This window comes from Streptococcus sp. 210928-DFI.4.42 (genome assembly GCF_020554365.1).
In the GTDB taxonomy this organism is placed as follows: domain Bacteria; phylum Bacillota; class Bacilli; order Lactobacillales; family Streptococcaceae; genus Streptococcus; species Streptococcus parasanguinis_S.
Genome location: NZ_JAJCHF010000024.1, coordinates 16,134 through 32,743, shown reverse-complemented (window position 1 = coordinate 32,743; position 16,610 = coordinate 16,134). Strand labels below are relative to the sequence as shown.

Below are 16,610 nucleotides of genomic sequence, written 5' to 3'. Positions count from 1 at the left end.
TGAAATCAGCGTAGTAGAGCCCACTCAACCACTGCGTCTTGCTCGATAATCCAAAGACAATTGAAGAGGCCAGGACTTTTGTCCCAGCCTCTTCCGTCAATTATTCATTCATATTCACACGATGCCATTCATTGATGACATAAGCTAGTTCTCCCAACTGATAAAGACCAACACCACTGATTTCAGAACTTTCTGGGGTCGTTCCACCCAGTCCTGCAGTATAGATGGCAACCAAATAAGGGGTCGATTCATGGACAATGGCATCCACATTGAGCGCTTCCGCAACATAGCCCGGTTTTTGTTGAATGACCAAATCTGGCAAGAATTTCTTATAGTACTCACCTGGGAAAGATTCCCCAATCAATTCCAACAAATCTGCATATTTTTCTTGATGATTCCAAAGATATTGCAAGACATGGATATAATAATCCGTTGTCGTTTTATTATCTTCGCTAAAGGTTTTGACTTCTGGTGAGCGAGATTGACCATAGCGACTGAATAACTTGCGCGCTTGCTCCATTCCCCCTAAACGATCTGCCAAGGCATAGGCTGGGGTATTTTCAGAGTAAACTAATGAATAGCGTTGCATATCAGGGATAGACATGGCTCCATCAAAGGCAGCAACGTAATTGTCATGTTCCCCTACATATTCATAGTAGGTATTGTTAATGTCAAACCGATCTGTTAAATTGAGTTTCCCCTTTGTGACCTCATCCACCACCAACATGTTCAACGGTAGCTTATAGGTACTTCCTGCCGTCATTGGTTGAAGATCATTCATAGCAAATTGCTCTCCTGTAATGGCATTGCGATACGTGAAGGCAACTTGTGACGGATCAATTCCACTTTCCGCTAGGAAATCCTGGACAACCTCTACCAACCCCTTATTAGCATAATCATAGACAAGGCCATAAGCACTCATCGTTTCCATGTCTGCATCTACTACTGCTTGCTTAGCTTCAGGAGATTTGACACGTGGTTTTTTCGTCTCAGGGGTAGACTTTTCGATATCTTGTTCTTTTGCTTCTTTTGTTTTCTTTGCTTTTTTTTCAATTGCTGATGCTGTTGGTTGCGTAAGATGCAAGTAGCCCAGTGCGCTTGTTCCCACTAAGCACAATAAAATACTGACCGCAATCATGATCGAGCGTAGATTAAAATATTTTTTCATACGAGATTAATTATAAAAGATTCTACTGAAAATAACAAGAATTATCAGAAAGAGAAAACGGTTTCTTTTTAAAAAGTTTATTTCTTTTCATCAAAGGCTTATTTCCGTTTAAAGGAGCCCATAATTAGCTTAGCAATCTCACGCGCAATCGTCCGGAATAAGGAACTCAAGAAGGAATCCTTGGCTTTTTCAAGACTGGATTTTCTTGGGCGACCTGGACTGCGTTTTTGCTCTGCTTTTTCCACCGCAGCTCGTTCTTTTTCTGCTTCTTTTTGCTCTTCTTCTTGTGCTTCCTTGCTTGCTTTAGCTGCTAATTTTTCATAGGCAGATTCCCGATCAATCGTCGTCGCATACTTTTGATGGAAAGGCGATGTTGTGATCAAGGCCAATTGTTCACTCTCATTTAAGAGGTCAAAACTCGATTGAGGAGAGAGAATATAAGCACGCTCAACCACACTAGGCTGTCCCTTTTCATTCAGGAAAGAAACCAAGGCTTCCCCTGTCCCTAACTCTGTGATCACTGTTTCTGTATCAAAATCTGGATTTGGACGAAAACTTTGGGCAGCCACCTTAATTGCCTTCATTTCTTTGGGTGTATAAGCTCGAAGCGCATGCTGAACACGATTTCCAAGCTGTGCCAAAACAGATTCTGGAAGGTCTTGAGGATTTTGGGTAATAAAGTAAATCCCTACACCCTTCGAACGAATCAGGCGTACCACTTGCTCGACCTTCTCAAGAAAGAGCTTGCTTGCATCCTTAAAGAGGAGATGCGCTTCATCAAAGAAGAAGACCAGTTTTGGCTTTTCAGGATCCCCAACCTCTGGAAGTGTTTCAAAAAGACGAGACAGCATCCAAATCAAAAAGGTTGAGTATAATTTTGGTGAATGAAAGAGCTTTGTAGCCGAAAGAATATTGATATAACCACGACCAGATGCATCGAGTTGCATGAAGTCATTTAAATCAAGTGCGGGCTCTCCGAAAAACTGATCTGCTCCTTCTTCTTCAAGAACCAAGAGACTTCTTTGGATCGCTCCGACAGAATGTTTGGTGATATTGCCATATTGGGCCGAATAGTCTGAACTGTGTTCATAGACTTCCTTTAAAAGGCTTTGCAGGTCCTTCAAATCAATCAAGGGCCAATCTTTCTCTTGGGCCACTTTAAAGACAATTGCAAGAATTCCTGATTGGGTTTCATTCAAATCAAGCAGACGAGATAGAAGCAATGAGCCCATTCCTTCGACAGTCGCCCGAACAGGATGACCAGCTTGGCCAAAGACATCCCACAATCGAACAGGGAAGGCTTGTGGCTCAAACGGATCTGTGATCCCAAGAAGCTTGTAGCGTTCTTCCAGTTTTGGTGTCCATTGCCCTGCTTTGGCTAAGCCAGATAAATCTCCCTTGATATCGGCTAGAAAGACCGGAATGCCTTCTTTGCTTAATTTTTCTGTTAGAACTTTGAGCGTAACCGTTTTTCCTGTTCCTGTTGCACCTGCAATCAAGCCATGACGATTTAACATCCGCAAATAGATAGGCGTCTCAACGGCTCCTTTAGTAATGGTAATACTAGTCATTTCATTTCTCCCTGAATGTTTCAGTTTTCATTTTAAGGTTTATCTTTTCCTTGCCTAGGCCCTTCAAACCAGGCTTCAGACAAGTAAGACACACTCCTACTAGTGTATCATTTTCCTGACCAAACGCAAGAAATTATACTCCAATTTTTCGGATGCACATAAAAAAATCTATAAGAGCCAATACTTGCTCTTATAGATTCCTTCATTTTATTATTTTGCTGCTGCAAACAATTCATTCACTTTATTCCAGTTGATCACTGAGAAGAAAGCTTTGATGTAGTCAGGGCGTACGTTACGGTATTTCACGTAGTAAGCATGTTCCCAAACATCCAAACCAAGGATTGGTGTTTTACCTTCAGAGATTGGTGTATCTTGGTTTGCTGTTGAAGTCACTTCGAGTTTGCCTTCTTTGTTGACAACCAACCATGCCCAGCCAGAACCAAAACGTGTCGTTGCTGCTGCTGTGAAGGCTGCTTTGAAGTCTTCAAATGAACCAAATGTAGCATCAATCGCTGCAGCAAGTTCTGCTGAAGGAGCTGTTTGTTCTGGAGTCATCAATTCCCAGAAAAGAGCGTGGTTCAAATGACCACCACCATTGTTGATCACAGCTTGGCGAATATCAGCTGGAATGGATTCAACATCAGCTAACAAGCTTTCAAGGTCTTCTCCAATTTCAGGATGTTTTTCAAGAGCTGCATTCACATTGTTTACATATGTTTGATGGTGTTTATCATGGTGCAAATGCATGGTTTCTTCATCGATATAAGGTTCCAATGCATCATAAGCATATGGTAATTCTGGTAAAATGATAGCCATTTTATGGTCCTCTTTTCTTTATTACTGACTTGATGATAACGCAAACAGCTAAATTATTCAACTAATCTGCTTGCGATTTCATTCATCGTTAGACGCTATTCGCTACTTTCAACAGGGCCAAATCAAATAAGTAGTCTTTTTCATATGTTCCACTTTTAATCGCATAATCCGTCTCGATGAAGGTCATCATAGCTTGCTTCAAAAAGGATAGGGAAAGCCTGCGGCTATCCCGTAAGGCAAACTTCACCTGATAAGGATTGACCTTGCGTCCTGACAAGTCCGACAAGCTCGCTACAATTTGGCTTTCGGATTGGCCTTCTTCTGAGAAAATTTTAACTTGAGAAAACATTCGGAATTGCCCCAACAAAATAGCGATCAATTTTATTTCATCTTCTCCTTGTAAGCGAAGATCCTTAACCAAATTTCGGACTTGATCGATTTGGCGTTTGAGAATCATCTGTGTCAGATCAAAAATATTATCTTGCAAGGACTTTGGAACAACCTCCTCGATATCTTGGAGGGTAATCTGACCATCTTCTTTATAAGCCTGCAATAGAGCGAGATTCTTCTGTAACTCTCCAAAATCATAGCCAGATTTTAAGAGCAACTGGTCCAAGGAATCGCCCACAAAGTGTAAGCCCAATTCTTGCGCCTGACCAGAAAAATAACGCTTTAAATCTTGCTCTTTAGGAGTGGTCGCTTCAATGATTTGGGCATCCCGTTTTAGGAGTTTGACCAAGCGGCGCTTACTATCTAATTTTCCTTCTGCAAATATCACCAAACGGGTCGATTCAGAAGGATTTTCCAGATAATTTTCAAATTGCTTCAGATCTTCATCGGTTAAATTGCGTTTTTTGGCAGTGGTCAAATCCAATAAGTGATCCAAAATCACGATTTTTTCATCTGCAAAAAAGGGAAGACTGACCAAATCCAGCTCGACCTCAGCATAGGAGGCTTCCTTCATATCAAAATAAGAATAATTCAAATCTGAGGGATCATAGCCTATTTTTTTTAAAATGTCTTTTTTTAACCATTCAAATTGACCTACATCCTCACCCGTCAAGACAAGAATAGGAGGCAGAGTTTGAACCGTCAGATGTCTAGTGTCGGTAATTGCTTGCATGAAACTCTCTTATCTCTATCAGTCTAGTGGATTTCGTGTTCAGCAGCCATTCTTTGTTCCAATGGTGGTTTTTCATCAGATAAATCAGGTGCTGCTACAAAATTAGGGATTTGCTCAAACGAGTTGCCGCCAAAGCTCCCACCTGGCGCTGTGACCTGTGGTTCAGAAGCCACTCCCATAGGAGTCTCTACTGGTTGTGGGAAGGTGTTTTTCCCTGGAAGCATCATAAGAATCAAGAGAGAAATAACTGTAATCCCCCAAAGAAATAGGAAAATATCTAGCCCCGTCAACAAATAGAGCAGAACCGGTCCAAGGTTCAAAAAGATCCAAGACCAATGGATTCCCGCATCCCGCAAGCGACGTACACAAATGGCTTGACTGGGTACTAAAATGAGGAAGTAAAAGAATGCTAAGAAAGCGAGCGCCCATAAACCTGTCTTAGAATGAACAGTTGAAAAATTGAGCGTTTCTTGAGCATTTTGATGGGATAAAGAGGTCACGATGTAAAAAACCCAAAGAGGCAAAGAAATCAGGGAATTCCAGAAAAAAGCTAGCCAAAAATGGGCCCGACTGGTCTTACTTGAAAAATCTGCATACTGTATCCAAAATTGCTTAAATGCGTTCATACGATTCTACCTTTACATTGATTTCACTTTCTATAATAGCAATTTTCAGCATAGAAAGCAAACCTCTCCTCGTCTCTAGTGGACCGTTTCTACCCTCCAATGGTCCCACCCAATCAAGCGAATTGCTCCCCTTTCATCGGTACGAAGATAAGAAATAGAGCGTTCCTCTAGACGATCGAGCAATTCTTTATGGGGATGTTGGTAGCGATTTTTCTTTCCAACAGAGATCAAGGCCAACTGAGGATGTAACTGATCTAAAAACACATCACTAGAGGAACCTTTAGAACCGTGGTGGCCTACTTTCAAGACATCTACTTGTAATTGTGGATCGTTTTTCAATAGTTTTTTCTCTCCAGCTTCTTCCAAATCACCTGTGAACAAAAATCGTTTCTGATAGAACTGTCCATAGAGGACAATCGAATCATCATTTTTACCATCCCCCACTTCATCAGGGGATAAGACTTCTAAATGATCATCAAAAATAGGAAGTTGATCCCCTCTCTGGACTACTTTAATCGGACTATGAAGCAGTTTCAATTTCTCTCGAAATTGAGAATTGGTGAGACTGCCTGGACTGACATACACTTTTTTAACCGGGATTTGTTTGGCAACCTCCACCATATCGCCCATATGATCCTGGTCTGTATGAGTCAAGACCAGCGCATCGAGTTTTCCAACACCTCGACTCTTGAGATAAGGAATCAGGGTTTGATCCGCATTGGCAGACTGACTGCGCTCTTGCCACTTTTCTCCACTTTTAAAAGTGACGCGTCCTCCGACATCAATCAATATGGTTCTTCCTTTCCAATCGCGTAAAAAGATACTATCTCCTTGACCGATATCCACCATGGTAATCTCATTTTCTAAAGGATGCTTGGTCCAACAAAAGATGAGTAGAATCATACCTATTAACAGAAAACGACGTTTTTTTTGCTTTCGAAGATCATACAAGATCCCAAAAAGAAGGACGAGAGCAATCAGAGCTGGTCCCGTCGGCTGACCAAATACCAAAGGTAGCGACGTGAGCTTTGAAATCCAACGAATACACTCCTCTATGAGAAGAAAGAAACTGTTAAAAATTGTAAGGGGCTTTAGAATCGATAAGATAAATAACACCGTTAAACCTGGAAGAAGGACAAGGTCAAATAAGAAAGAAAAGAGGAAGGTTAAAGGGAGTGACCAGGGTTGAAAGATACTAAAGTAATAGGTCAAAAGGGGCAAAATCCCCAGGCTAATCCAGAAACTCTCCACTAGTATCTTTTTAAGTCCTGAATAAGAACTGGTATCTACCAAGGTCAAAATAAAGGCATAGGCACAACTCAAGACCCCTCCAGCTGTCAGGAGAAACTTGGGCACAAGCAGCATTAAGAGCATCAAGGTCATCGCCATATTCTCCATCCCTCGGACCCCCTTTTGAGAGAGGATTTTCTGCAAGAGGCTGCGAACCACTGAAACAGAAAAACCTGTCAAGCCAGAATAGACCAAAGAAATTGGAACCATCCAGATATCGACTGTCTCTTGCAAGATTCCTAAACGTAAGAGAGCTTTCCGGATCCCATTAATGAAAAAGCCGACCTGCATCCCAGATAAGGCGAATAAATGGATGATTCCTAAACTCGTGTAAAGCTGATCCATCTCTTCAAAATCCGTATCTAAATAGCCAAAAAGAAGGCCTGTCATATACTGGTTCATCGGTTGCGGAAAGTGCTCCTTGCTCCAAACAATGGCTTGGCGCCTCCATTGAGATAGGCAATCGAAAACATTCCAAGTCTGTATAGGAAGCGCGGATTGGATCGCTTCAATTTTTATTTGATAGTGAATCCCCTGTGTTTCCAAATAAGACCGATAGTCAAATCCTCTAAAATTTCGCTGCCCTTCTGGCTCTTCTATAGCACCTTTATACGTCAACTCCAACAAATGAGTTTGACTTTGCCACTGCTGTTTTTCTTTTTCTGATTTTAAAGTGTAGAAGACTTGGTAGATCCTTCCCTGATTTTTAGCACGAAAAGACAGGGCGTCCCCATTGATCTTGATGGTATCTGGAATCAGACGTAAGTGGGGTGGCAGCTGACTTTCTGCTTGTACTGGATGATCCTGTATTCGCTGAAAGACAAAGAAGGCTGCAAAACAAAGGGTTGCTAAAGCAAGCCCTAGCAAACTTGAGCGCTCCCCTTTATAGTGATGAACTGCTAAAATTCCCACTACTACTAGACCGCTGATCGAAAGCCAAGATGGTTGATAGATACTAAAATACAGCCATAGGAGCACAAAGGCGAGATGGACAAGCGAAAAAGGAAGGTCTTTAATCCACCGTGAAAGCATCTCTTAGTTTCTCCAGTGTTTTCTCTCCGATTCCTGAAACATTCTTCAGATCATCCACTGATCGAAAAGGACCATTTGCTTCGCGATAGGCGATAATGTCCTGGGCACGTTTCTGTCCAATGCCTGATACGGTTTGGAGCTCTGACTCGGTCGCTCGATTTAAACGGACCTTGCCTGTTTTTTCTGCTGGTGCTGACGAAGTTGCAGGACTTTCTGAACTCCCAAGTGCTGGAACATCCTCCCCTTCTTTGGCAACATAGATCACTGCTTCATCGGTGAGTTTTTGCGCCAAGTTGACCGATTGGCTATTGGCATCTGCTGTCATCCCGCCTGCCTTATAAATGGCATCGTGGACTCTGCTATTGGAGCGCAACTCATAGACCCCTGGTTGTTTGACGGCTCCTTTGACATCGACCGTAATGATCTCGGGTGCATCAGACACAGAAGTCGTCGTCTTTTCTTCTTTGGAACTAGTGGTCTGCACCTTTTCTTTGCTCGAAGTTGAACTCGAAGCCTGATAAAGATCCGGTATGGTGGATGCACTTGACTGAGGTCGATGAAAAAGAAAATACCCTCCAAGTAAGAGTCCGATAGCTGTAAGAGCCAAAAAGAGCTTATATTCTTTGATTTTTTCGATGATATCCTCCATAAGAAACCTCCTCTCACTTTTATTATTCGTAAAAATAAAAAAAACTGAGAAAGACTCTCAGTTTTTTTACTTGTTTTTCCGATGTTTGTCTGGATCCCATACAAAGCTTGCCAGGTAACTAAAGAGCAAGGTCAAGATGCCCACTACTAAGACAAGAGGAATCAAAAGGATTTTTAACAAACGAATCAAGATAAAAGGTTTTGTTGGGGTGTTGATCGCTTGTGCTTCCGCATCCAAGCGATCAAATTCCTCCTGGATACGGCGGGCAACTTCTGCCACTCCTTCGTCATTCATCTTTTTAATATCCGAAATATCAATGGGATGTCCAAAGTTCATATCAATGCGTTCACCTGTTGCCAACCCTTTCAAGTCTCTTGGACCAGTATAAGTCACTGGCATGATACGGACCTTCGCCATTTTGGCAATGATGGCAACACCACCTTTGACGTCTTGAGAATGACGGCTTCCACTTGGGAACATAATCAAAGAACGGTTGCTCTTTTTCAGCATATTGACAGGATACTTAATAGCTTCTGCTCCCGGATTTTCACGGTCGATCGGAAATGCCCCACACATACGAATCCACCAGCCAAAAATACGATTGGTGAAGAGTTCTTTTTTCGCCATAAAGATAAATTGCTTTGGCTTGGTTGCAAAGGCCATATAGACCGGATCCCACCAAGTCCGGTGAGGGGATACCAGGATGTAGTTCTCTTCCCGATCTGGAATATTGTCCTTATGATGGTAATGGGCATTCCCATTTAAAACCCACAGAATAAAGGCAACAAGGCCACGTAAATAGGTATAAAACATAGTTGTTCCTCAAATCCATTTCATTCGTCTCTCTACAAGATATTCCATCCTGTAAAAGGTTCTTTCTTATTATACCGTATCCTGATTTTGACCGCAAACCTTTTTTAGATAAAAAATGTCTCAGCGGACCGATTCTAGATAGTCTTTTTCTCAAAAAAATGATATCATATTGTCTATGGAAACGAATGAATTAAAGGGGTTATCCCTCAGTGAAGTCCGCAAGAAAATGGATCGCGGACAAACCAATGATTTTACAACGAATACAAGTACCAGTACCTGGCAAATCATCAAGCGCAACGTCTTCACCTTGTTTAATACCTTAAACTTTGTGATTGCCGTAGCCTTGGCTGCTGTACAGGCCTGGAGCAATATGATCTTTTTCGCGGTTATTTGCTTCAATGCCATTACAGGAATCATGACCGAGATGCGCGCCAAGCGGATGATTGATAAACTCAATCTCATGAGTCGTGAGCTGGTGACTGTCATTCGAGACGGGGAAAAAGATGCGATTCCACCAGAGAAGCTTGTCCTAGGTGATCTAATGCTTCTGTCTTCGGGTGAGCAGATCCCTAGTGATGCCGAAGTCATGTCTGGTATCGCTGAAGCCAATGAAGCTATGCTGACTGGTGAGAGTGATCTGGTCTTAAAAGAAGTTGGCGATGAACTGCTTTCTGGTAGTTATATTGCCAGTGGTCAAGTCTATGCCCGTGTCAAGCGAGTTGGAGCAAACAACTATGCCAACAAACTGATGATGGAAGCTAAAACCCTGAAGCCTATCAATTCGCGTATTCTTTATAACTTAGCGAAAATTTCTAGCTTCACTGGTAAAATTATCATCCCATTTGGCCTTGCCCTCTTCTTTGAAGCATTGTTGATCAAGATGCTGCCGATCAAGGATTCTGTCGTGAATTCTTCAACAGCTCTCCTGGGAATGTTGCCAAAAGGAATCGCTTTACTGACAGTTACGTCTCTTTTGACAGCGGTGATTAAGCTCGGTATGCGCAAGGTTCTTGTCCAAGAAATGTACTCAGTAGAAACCCTGGCACGTGTGGATACCTTGTGTCTAGATAAGACCGGTACCATCACTCAAGGGAAGATGACAGTCGAATCTCTCCATAGCTTATCGGATCATTTTTCTGAGGAAACCATCAAAGTTATCCTTTCAGCTTACATGCAATATAGCGAGGACACCAATCCTACTGCTCAAGCTATTCGCAAGGCTTATGGGGAGTTGGAGCATGCTTATACTGCGGAAAACATTATTCCTTTCTCAAGTGATCGGAAATGGGGAGCCATGCACCTATCCAACCTTGGAACCGTCTTTCTCGGTGCTCCTGAAATGCTCCTTAAAGAAAATCCCGCTGCTGTCGTCGAAGCACAAGCTCGTGGATCGCGCGTGCTCGTCTTGGCTCACAGTTCAGAACTGATCAGCATGCAGGAATTGAAACTGCCTGAAAATCTTGAAGGGATTGCGGTTATTGAGATTACAGACCCCATTCGTGAAGGGGCTTCAGATACTCTTGAGTATTTGCGCTCTCAAGGAGTGGATCTCAAAATCATCTCTGGTGACAACCCTGTGACGGTCTCTTATATCGCTCAACAAGCTGGCTTCAAAAATTATGAGAACTACGTCGATTGTTCAAAAATTTCTGATGATCAATTAGTGGATCAAGCAGAAGAAACAGCTATCTTTGGGCGCGTGTCTCCTCACCAGAAAAAACTACTTATCCAAACCTTGAAAGCTGCTGGTCGGATAACTGCTATGACAGGAGATGGGGTCAATGATATCCTTGCTCTTCGCGAAGCAGACTGCTCCATCGTGATGGCTGAGGGAGATCCCGCAACTCGTCAAATTGCCAATATTGTTCTTTTGAACTCTGACTTTAATGATGTTCCAGAAATTCTATTCGAAGGTCGTCGTGTGGTCAATAACATTGGGCGAATCGCTCCGATTTTCTTCATCAAAACGATCTATTCCTTCCTCTTGGCTATTATCTGTATCGCCAGTGCCCTTTTCTTCAACGTCAATTATTTGCTGATTTTTCCATTCATCCCTATTCAAATCACCTTAATTGACCAATTCGTCGAAGGATTCCCACCATTTGTGTTGACCTTTGAACGCAATATCAAACCGGTTGAAAAACACTTCTTAAGACGTTCCCTTCTGTTAGCCTTACCAAGCGCCTTGATGGTCGTCTTTAGCGTCTTGTTCATTCGCCTTTGGGGAGCAAGCCATGGTTGGTCTGCAGCCGATATGTCTACTGTATCCTATTACTTACTTGGATCCATCGGTTTCCTATCTGTCATCCGTGCTTGCCTTCCACTAAATATCTGGCGAGCCCTCCTCATCCTCTTCTCTGTTGTAGGATTCTACGCATCTGCGGTCGTATTGAAAAACTTGATCGAGATTTCCCTCCTTACAGCCACTACTTTCCCAGTTTATCTGGCGTTGATGGCCATCTTTACAGGAGTCTTTATCCTCACAACGATTCTACAAAAATATGAATTTGATTAAAAAAGAGAGTGGGACAGAAATCGGTAATTCGTTAGAATTCGATTTCGTCGCCCCACCTCCGCACAGTTGAGTAGGGCTGTAAAAGCTGATGAAATCAGCGTAGTAGAGCCCACTCAACCACTGCGTCTTTCTCGAAAATCCAAAGACAATTGAGAGGCTAGGACTTTTGTCCAAGCCTCTTTTTTTACGGTGCATCAAAAGCAACAATCGCAGGTTTTTCATTAAATGCAGTAAATGGTTTTATTTCAAGTTCTAATTTGCCATCCCCTTTTACACCAAAATGTTGTACCGCACCTTCCATTGATCGACCTGGCGAAATGGACCCCATTGTATTCGTATTAGGATAAGATTCCATTTTATTTCCGCCTACAAAAAGATTGATATCAACACCTACAGCTAAATCCTTATCGGAAAGATTTTTAACATTATAAGTTACTTTCAACACTTTATCAGGATTTGATTGGTCAAAATCATTGCGTTCATCAGACCATTCAACTTTTGTAATTGTATACTCAGCTTGTTTATCAAAGACAATTTTATCACCAATAGCATATGCTGATTTTTTCTCACTACTTTTTTCAGTTGTTGCGATTTTCTCTGTCTTAGTTTCTTTTGAAGAATTATTTGACTGAGAATTTGAGCTTCCACAAGCTACGAGTACACTAACTGAAAGTACGGATAAACCTAAACCTAACCATTTTTTCGTTTTGTTCATTTACAAAACCTCCCACTTTTTTAATATATAGTAACATATTTAAATAAGAAAAGAAAGCGTTTTTACAAAAAATATTATTTTAATATATTAAAAATTATCATCTTTCCCCGAGCCTCTTTTCATGCTATAATAGAGCCATGACAGATATCGAATTAAAAGACGGCGAGCGCGTCAACCAACTCTTTTCAAGTGATGTAAAAATCATACAAAATCGGGAAGTTTTTAGTTACTCCGTAGATAGCGTCCTGCTCTCACGTTTTCCAAAATTGCCCAAGCGAGGATTGATCGTGGATCTCTGCGCTGGAAATGGGGCCGTGGGACTTTTTGCAAGTACCCGAACAGAGGCCCAGATCATTGGTGTCGAAATTCAGGAACGTTTAGCAGATATGGCTACCCGTTCAATTACACTCAATGCCTTGGACCATCAAATGTCCATGATCACTGATGACCTCAAGCATTTGCCTCAACATATCAAGGGCAGTAAGGTGGATATTATCCTCTGCAATCCTCCTTATTTCAAGGTGGATGAGCATTCCAATCTCAATGAGAGTGAACACTACCTCTTAGCTCGGCATGAAATTACCACCAATTTAGATGAGATTTGCCATGTGGCCCAGCGGGTTCTCAAATCAAATGGTCGACTAGCGATGGTCCATCGTCCAGATCGCTTCTTGGATATCATCGAAACCATGAAGCGTTACAATCTTGCACCTAAGCGGATCCAGTTTGTCTATCCCAAAGTGACCAAAGAGGCGAATATGTTGTTGATTGAGGCGATCAAGGATGGCTCACTGGACGGTTTAAAAATTCTGCCGCCCCTCTTTATTCACAATGAAGACGGCAGCTATACAGACGAGATTCATGAGATTTACTATGGAAACTAAGGCTTACATGTATGTCCTAGAGTGTGCGGATGGCTCCCTCTACACTGGCTACACCACAGATGTCGAAAAACGCCTAAAGACGCACAATGCTGGAAAAGGTGCCAAATACACACGGGCTCGCCTCCCCGTTAAACTTCTCTACCAAGAATCCTATCCAGATAAACCCTCTGCTATGTCTGCCGAGGCTCTCTTTAAAAAGAAATCACGCCAAGCTAAGCTAAACTATATCAAAAAGAACCGTCGGACTCCATAGTCCAACGGTTTTTCATTTACAAAATGGTGATACGGTACTGGTGACTCCGTGTTTCTTGAGGAGCCAACTGGATCACACCTTTTTTATCTTCGAAGAAATCGCCCTCTTCTGCAGATGTGGAAATACCCGTCCAAGGCTCTAAGGCAATGAAAGGCCCCTTGTTATTGGTAGACCAAAGGACGAGATTCTCAAAATCTGCAAAGGCAAATTCCAAACCTTTACCAGATTTTTTCGAGAGGAGCTGCACAGATTTAGAGGCTAATTGATCTAAAATAATGGCGTCTTTTTCAAACAGTTCATGGCGCAAAGGTAGCCTACGACTATGGTCTAAAAATGGCGTCCGCTGCAGGCGATCAACCAAACCGGTTTCTGTGAACAAGAGAGGAACGCTACAACTTTCTTCTTTTTCAAAAATCAACTCGTAGTCTTCATAGTCTTCATCTGTTAAAAGGGGACAACGAAAGGCTGGATGCCCTCCAATGAAATAAGGCATGACTTGATCTGACTCTAAATTTTGCACGCGATAGGTGATGGTGATCTCTTTCCCTTTCAATTCATAATCGATTTCCACTCGAAAATGGTAGGGATAATTTTGTAAGCTCTCGTCGTTAGAGGTGATTTCAAAGACAAGACGATGGTCTGTTTGTTCTTTGAGTTCAAACTCTCTCTTGCGAATGAGGCCGTGTCTTGGAAGCTGGCCTGTCTTCACTCCATCTTTTAGATGATACTGCACTTGGCCATTACGAACACTCCCGCAAATCGGAAACAGAACCGGCGCTTGTCCTGACCAATACTCTGGATCTCCCTGCCAGAGATATTCTATGCCTTCCTTACTTCGAATGGAGCTCAATTCCCCACCAAATGTCTTAAATTGTACTTCTAGATCATCATTTTTTAATGCAATCACCATGGGCGACACCTCTTTTTAATTAGTATAGTTATTATATTCATTATAACCTTTTAGAAGAGATTGTCAATTTTTATCTTTTTAGTTAAAAATTTTTAAAAATATAAGAAAAAAACCTTGACAAAGCTCAGAAATAATTGTAAACTTAATATGTTAACAGAAACATTCCGTTTTAGGAATCCGTTCTTTCTGTTTTCTGACTTTTTTAGGATGCTCCTTATCATGATGCATTTTTCTAAAAGAGTCAGTTATCATTTAGGTCTCCTTATAAATATACAAGGGTTAACAGCTGGTTAACCCTTGTATTTTTGATTTTCATTAAAAAAACGGCCTATTGCTAGACCGTTCTTAGGGCTTATTTATCCCCTTTGTTGCGGATAACAAATCCATTTTTCTTTTCATTGGAAGTACGATGAGGACGTTTGTTGCCTTTGCCTTCAAAGTCTCGGCTATTTTTATTGGACTTGCGTTTGAAATCACGGCGTCCACCTTCACGGTCATCTCTGCGATTGCGGTCACGACGTTGGTCTCCACGACGGCCATTTCCACGGCCACCTTTGCCTTTTCCACCAAAGCCACCACCGGATGGTTTAAATGGCAATGGTTTTTCACGCGCAATTTCAACTTCTGGAAGGCTGTCTGGATCTTGAACGGTCAAGCTCAAAATATACATAGCCAATTCTTCAGGAGTGAATTCTGCAGCCAATTTGCGAGCATCCTTGCCAAACTTCTCAAAGTTGGTCCGGATTTTTTCATCTTCAAAGTCTCGCTCAATTTTCTTCAGCGCTACTTGTTTTTTCGCTTGGAAGGCTTCTTCTGCTGTTGCAGGTTTCATTCCCTTCATCCGCTTTTTAGTCAAGTTCTCAATGATTTGCAAATAGCCCATTTCATTTGGCGAAACAAAGGTAATGGATTGCCCTGTTTTCCCAGCACGACCTGTCCGTCCGATCCGGTGAACATAGCTTTCTGGATCTTGTGGAATATCGTAGTTGTAGACATGGGTAACACCTGAAATATCCAAGCCACGTGCCGCAACGTCTGTTGCTACCAAGACGTCCAAGTTCCCATTTTTAAAGTCACGAAGCACTCGGAGACGTTTGTTTTGATCCAAATCACCGTGAATCCCTTCTGCTCGGAAGCCACGAATCTTCAAGCCACGAGTCAATTCATCGACCCGACGTTTTGTCCGACCAAAGACGATAGCAAGCTCTGGTTGCTCCACGTCCATGAGACGAGTCATGGTATCAAATTTTTCGCCCTCTTTGACACGAATATAGTATTGATCGACCAAATCGGTTGTCAATTCTTTAGCCGCAATCTTAACGTGTTCTGGCTCTTTCATAAACTGAACACCGATGCGTTTGATGGCTTCTGGCATCGTTGCTGAAAAGAGCAAGGTTTGGCGTGTTTCTGGGACACGGCTAATGATGGCTTCGATATCTTCCAAGAAGCCCATGTTGAGCATTTCATCTGCTTCATCCAGGATCAAGGTTTCAATATGATCGAGTTTCAAGGCCTTGCGCTTGATCAAATCTAGCAAACGGCCAGGTGTTCCCACAACGATGTGAGCACCTGACTTCAAGGCTTTGATTTGCTTTTCAATGCTTGATCCACCATAGACAGAGCGAACCTTGACACCCTTACTGCGTCCAAAGCGGAACAATTCTTCCTGACTTTGAACCGCCAACTCACGCGTTGGGGCAATGACAAGGGCTTGGATCACTGTGTTATCGACATCAATCTTCTCCAACGTTGGAAGACCGAAAGCGGCTGTTTTACCAGTCCCTGTTTGCGCTTGACCGATGACATCTTTTCCTTCAAGAGCCAACGGAATGGTTTGTTCCTGGATCGGGCTCGCTTCTACAAAGCCAGCTTTTTCGATTTCTGCTAATAATTCAGCAGATAAGTTAAATTCATTGAATTTCAATTCTTTCTTCTTTCTAAAAAGTGGTGCGAAGCCACTTTATCACACTTCTTTTCAATGCGAAAACGCACTGATTGCATAGGAAGTCTCCTTCCCGGTTACCTGTCGCAAGACTCATCTAAAGGAAAACCCAATCGTTTTTTTATGGAATTCCCTTCTGCGAAAAATGTTTTCGCACTAGCGGATTTGGTTGATTAAAGTCGTTTTCCAAACGAAAAGACACCAAGATCCTCCTTGTGGGAGATTGACCAACATTCCTTTTCTAATTGTTCCATCTCACCAGCATTTCTCTCATACAAGTTTGCAACTTATCTAGTATAACAC

14 protein-coding genes are annotated in these 16,610 nt (G+C 42.2%); 3 read left to right on the top strand and 11 right to left on the bottom strand.

Features of this window, described 5'->3' with window-relative positions; all coding sequences use genetic code 11:
• Positions 1–100: 100 nt before the first annotated feature.
• The 8 genes from LIZ08_RS08735 to LIZ08_RS08700 form a co-directional block, all read right to left on the bottom strand.
• On the bottom strand, positions 101–1,168 hold the full coding sequence (locus LIZ08_RS08735) for a serine hydrolase (RefSeq protein WP_227038686.1): 1,068 nt from the start codon (positions 1,166–1,168) through the stop codon (positions 101–103).
• Between the two features lie 98 nt (positions 1,169–1,266).
• The gene (locus LIZ08_RS08730; protein ID WP_227038685.1) at positions 1,267–2,739 is read right to left on the bottom strand and encodes a helicase HerA-like domain-containing protein; all 1,473 of its coding nucleotides are present in this window, start codon (positions 2,737–2,739) and stop codon (positions 1,267–1,269) included.
• 210 nt (positions 2,740–2,949) lie between these two features.
• A complete protein-coding gene (sodA, locus tag LIZ08_RS08725; protein ID WP_003006336.1) occupies positions 2,950–3,555 on the bottom strand; it encodes a superoxide dismutase SodA in 606 nt (201 codons plus the stop codon).
• Positions 3,556–3,643: 88 nt separating this feature from the next.
• Positions 3,644–4,678: a DNA polymerase III subunit delta gene (gene holA, locus LIZ08_RS08720; RefSeq protein WP_227038684.1), complete on the bottom strand. Its 1,035-nt coding sequence runs from the start codon at positions 4,676–4,678 to the stop codon at positions 3,644–3,646.
• Positions 4,679–4,701: 23 nt separating this feature from the next.
• Positions 4,702–5,304, bottom strand: coding sequence for a DUF805 domain-containing protein (locus LIZ08_RS08715; RefSeq protein WP_070465571.1), 603 nt, complete (start codon positions 5,302–5,304; stop codon positions 4,702–4,704).
• Positions 5,305–5,379: 75 nt separating this feature from the next.
• A complete protein-coding gene (locus tag LIZ08_RS08710) occupies positions 5,380–7,626 on the bottom strand; it encodes a DNA internalization-related competence protein ComEC/Rec2 (RefSeq protein ID WP_227038683.1) in 2,247 nt (748 codons plus the stop codon).
• On the bottom strand, positions 7,607–8,275 hold the full coding sequence (locus LIZ08_RS08705; RefSeq protein ID WP_201036884.1) for a helix-hairpin-helix domain-containing protein: 669 nt from the start codon (positions 8,273–8,275) through the stop codon (positions 7,607–7,609). Before LIZ08_RS08705 ends, LIZ08_RS08710 begins: the two co-directional genes overlap by 20 nt.
• Before the next feature lie 66 nt (positions 8,276–8,341).
• Positions 8,342–9,088, bottom strand: coding sequence for a lysophospholipid acyltransferase family protein (locus tag LIZ08_RS08700; protein WP_003006324.1), 747 nt, complete (start codon positions 9,086–9,088; stop codon positions 8,342–8,344).
• Between the two features lie 175 nt (positions 9,089–9,263).
• Here LIZ08_RS08700 and LIZ08_RS08695 point away from each other — a divergent pair, with 175 nt between their 5' ends.
• Positions 9,264–11,603, top strand: a complete 2,340-nt coding sequence (locus LIZ08_RS08695) for a cation-translocating P-type ATPase (RefSeq protein ID WP_227038682.1) — start codon at positions 9,264–9,266, stop codon at positions 11,601–11,603.
• A 184-nt stretch (positions 11,604–11,787) separates the two neighbouring features.
• Here LIZ08_RS08695 and LIZ08_RS08690 read toward each other — a convergent pair whose 3' ends face one another.
• Positions 11,788–12,318 (bottom strand): DUF4352 domain-containing protein, encoded by a 531-nt coding sequence (locus LIZ08_RS08690; RefSeq protein ID WP_049506640.1) that lies wholly within the window; start codon positions 12,316–12,318, stop codon positions 11,788–11,790.
• Between the two features lie 137 nt (positions 12,319–12,455).
• Between LIZ08_RS08690 and LIZ08_RS08685 the strand changes: the two genes are divergently transcribed.
• Positions 12,456–13,202 (top strand): tRNA1(Val) (adenine(37)-N6)-methyltransferase, encoded by a 747-nt coding sequence (locus tag LIZ08_RS08685; protein WP_201087844.1) that lies wholly within the window; start codon positions 12,456–12,458, stop codon positions 13,200–13,202.
• Positions 13,192–13,455, top strand: a complete 264-nt coding sequence (locus tag LIZ08_RS08680; protein WP_004219743.1) for a GIY-YIG nuclease family protein — start codon at positions 13,192–13,194, stop codon at positions 13,453–13,455. Before LIZ08_RS08685 ends, LIZ08_RS08680 begins: the two co-directional genes overlap by 11 nt.
• A gap of 16 nt (positions 13,456–13,471) precedes the next feature.
• Here LIZ08_RS08680 and LIZ08_RS08675 read toward each other — a convergent pair whose 3' ends face one another.
• Both LIZ08_RS08675 and LIZ08_RS08670 read right to left on the bottom strand, forming a co-directional pair.
• The gene (locus LIZ08_RS08675) at positions 13,472–14,365 is read right to left on the bottom strand and encodes an aldose 1-epimerase family protein (RefSeq protein WP_195422901.1); all 894 of its coding nucleotides are present in this window, start codon (positions 14,363–14,365) and stop codon (positions 13,472–13,474) included.
• A 352-nt stretch (positions 14,366–14,717) separates the two neighbouring features.
• Entirely contained in the window at positions 14,718–16,289 is a 1,572-nt protein-coding gene (locus tag LIZ08_RS08670; protein WP_049486402.1) for a DEAD/DEAH box helicase, read from the bottom strand.
• Positions 16,290–16,610 lie beyond the last annotated feature (321 nt).

Coding starts and splice junctions, on each gene's coding strand:
- LIZ08_RS08730 (WP_227038685.1), bottom strand. CDS start 2,739: ATGACTAGTATTACCATTACTAAAGGAGCCGTTGAGACGCCTATCTAT.
- LIZ08_RS08710 (WP_227038683.1), bottom strand. CDS start 7,626: ATGCTTTCACGGTGGATTAAAGACCTTCCTTTTTCGCTTGTCCATCTC.
- LIZ08_RS08680 (WP_004219743.1), top strand. CDS start 13,192: ATGGAAACTAAGGCTTACATGTATGTCCTAGAGTGTGCGGATGGCTCC.
- LIZ08_RS08695 (WP_227038682.1), top strand. CDS start 9,264: ATGGAAACGAATGAATTAAAGGGGTTATCCCTCAGTGAAGTCCGCAAG.
- LIZ08_RS08715 (WP_070465571.1), bottom strand. CDS start 5,304: ATGAACGCATTTAAGCAATTTTGGATACAGTATGCAGATTTTTCAAGT.
- LIZ08_RS08700 (WP_003006324.1), bottom strand. CDS start 9,088: ATGTTTTATACCTATTTACGTGGCCTTGTTGCCTTTATTCTGTGGGTT.
- sodA (WP_003006336.1), bottom strand. CDS start 3,555: ATGGCTATCATTTTACCAGAATTACCATATGCTTATGATGCATTGGAA.
- LIZ08_RS08705 (WP_201036884.1), bottom strand. CDS start 8,275: ATGGAGGATATCATCGAAAAAATCAAAGAATATAAGCTCTTTTTGGCT.
- LIZ08_RS08675 (WP_195422901.1), bottom strand. CDS start 14,365: ATGGTGATTGCATTAAAAAATGATGATCTAGAAGTACAATTTAAGACA.
- holA (WP_227038684.1), bottom strand. CDS start 4,678: ATGCAAGCAATTACCGACACTAGACATCTGACGGTTCAAACTCTGCCT.
- LIZ08_RS08690 (WP_049506640.1), bottom strand. CDS start 12,318: ATGAACAAAACGAAAAAATGGTTAGGTTTAGGTTTATCCGTACTTTCA.
- LIZ08_RS08735 (WP_227038686.1), bottom strand. CDS start 1,168: ATGAAAAAATATTTTAATCTACGCTCGATCATGATTGCGGTCAGTATT.
- LIZ08_RS08685 (WP_201087844.1), top strand. CDS start 12,456: ATGACAGATATCGAATTAAAAGACGGCGAGCGCGTCAACCAACTCTTT.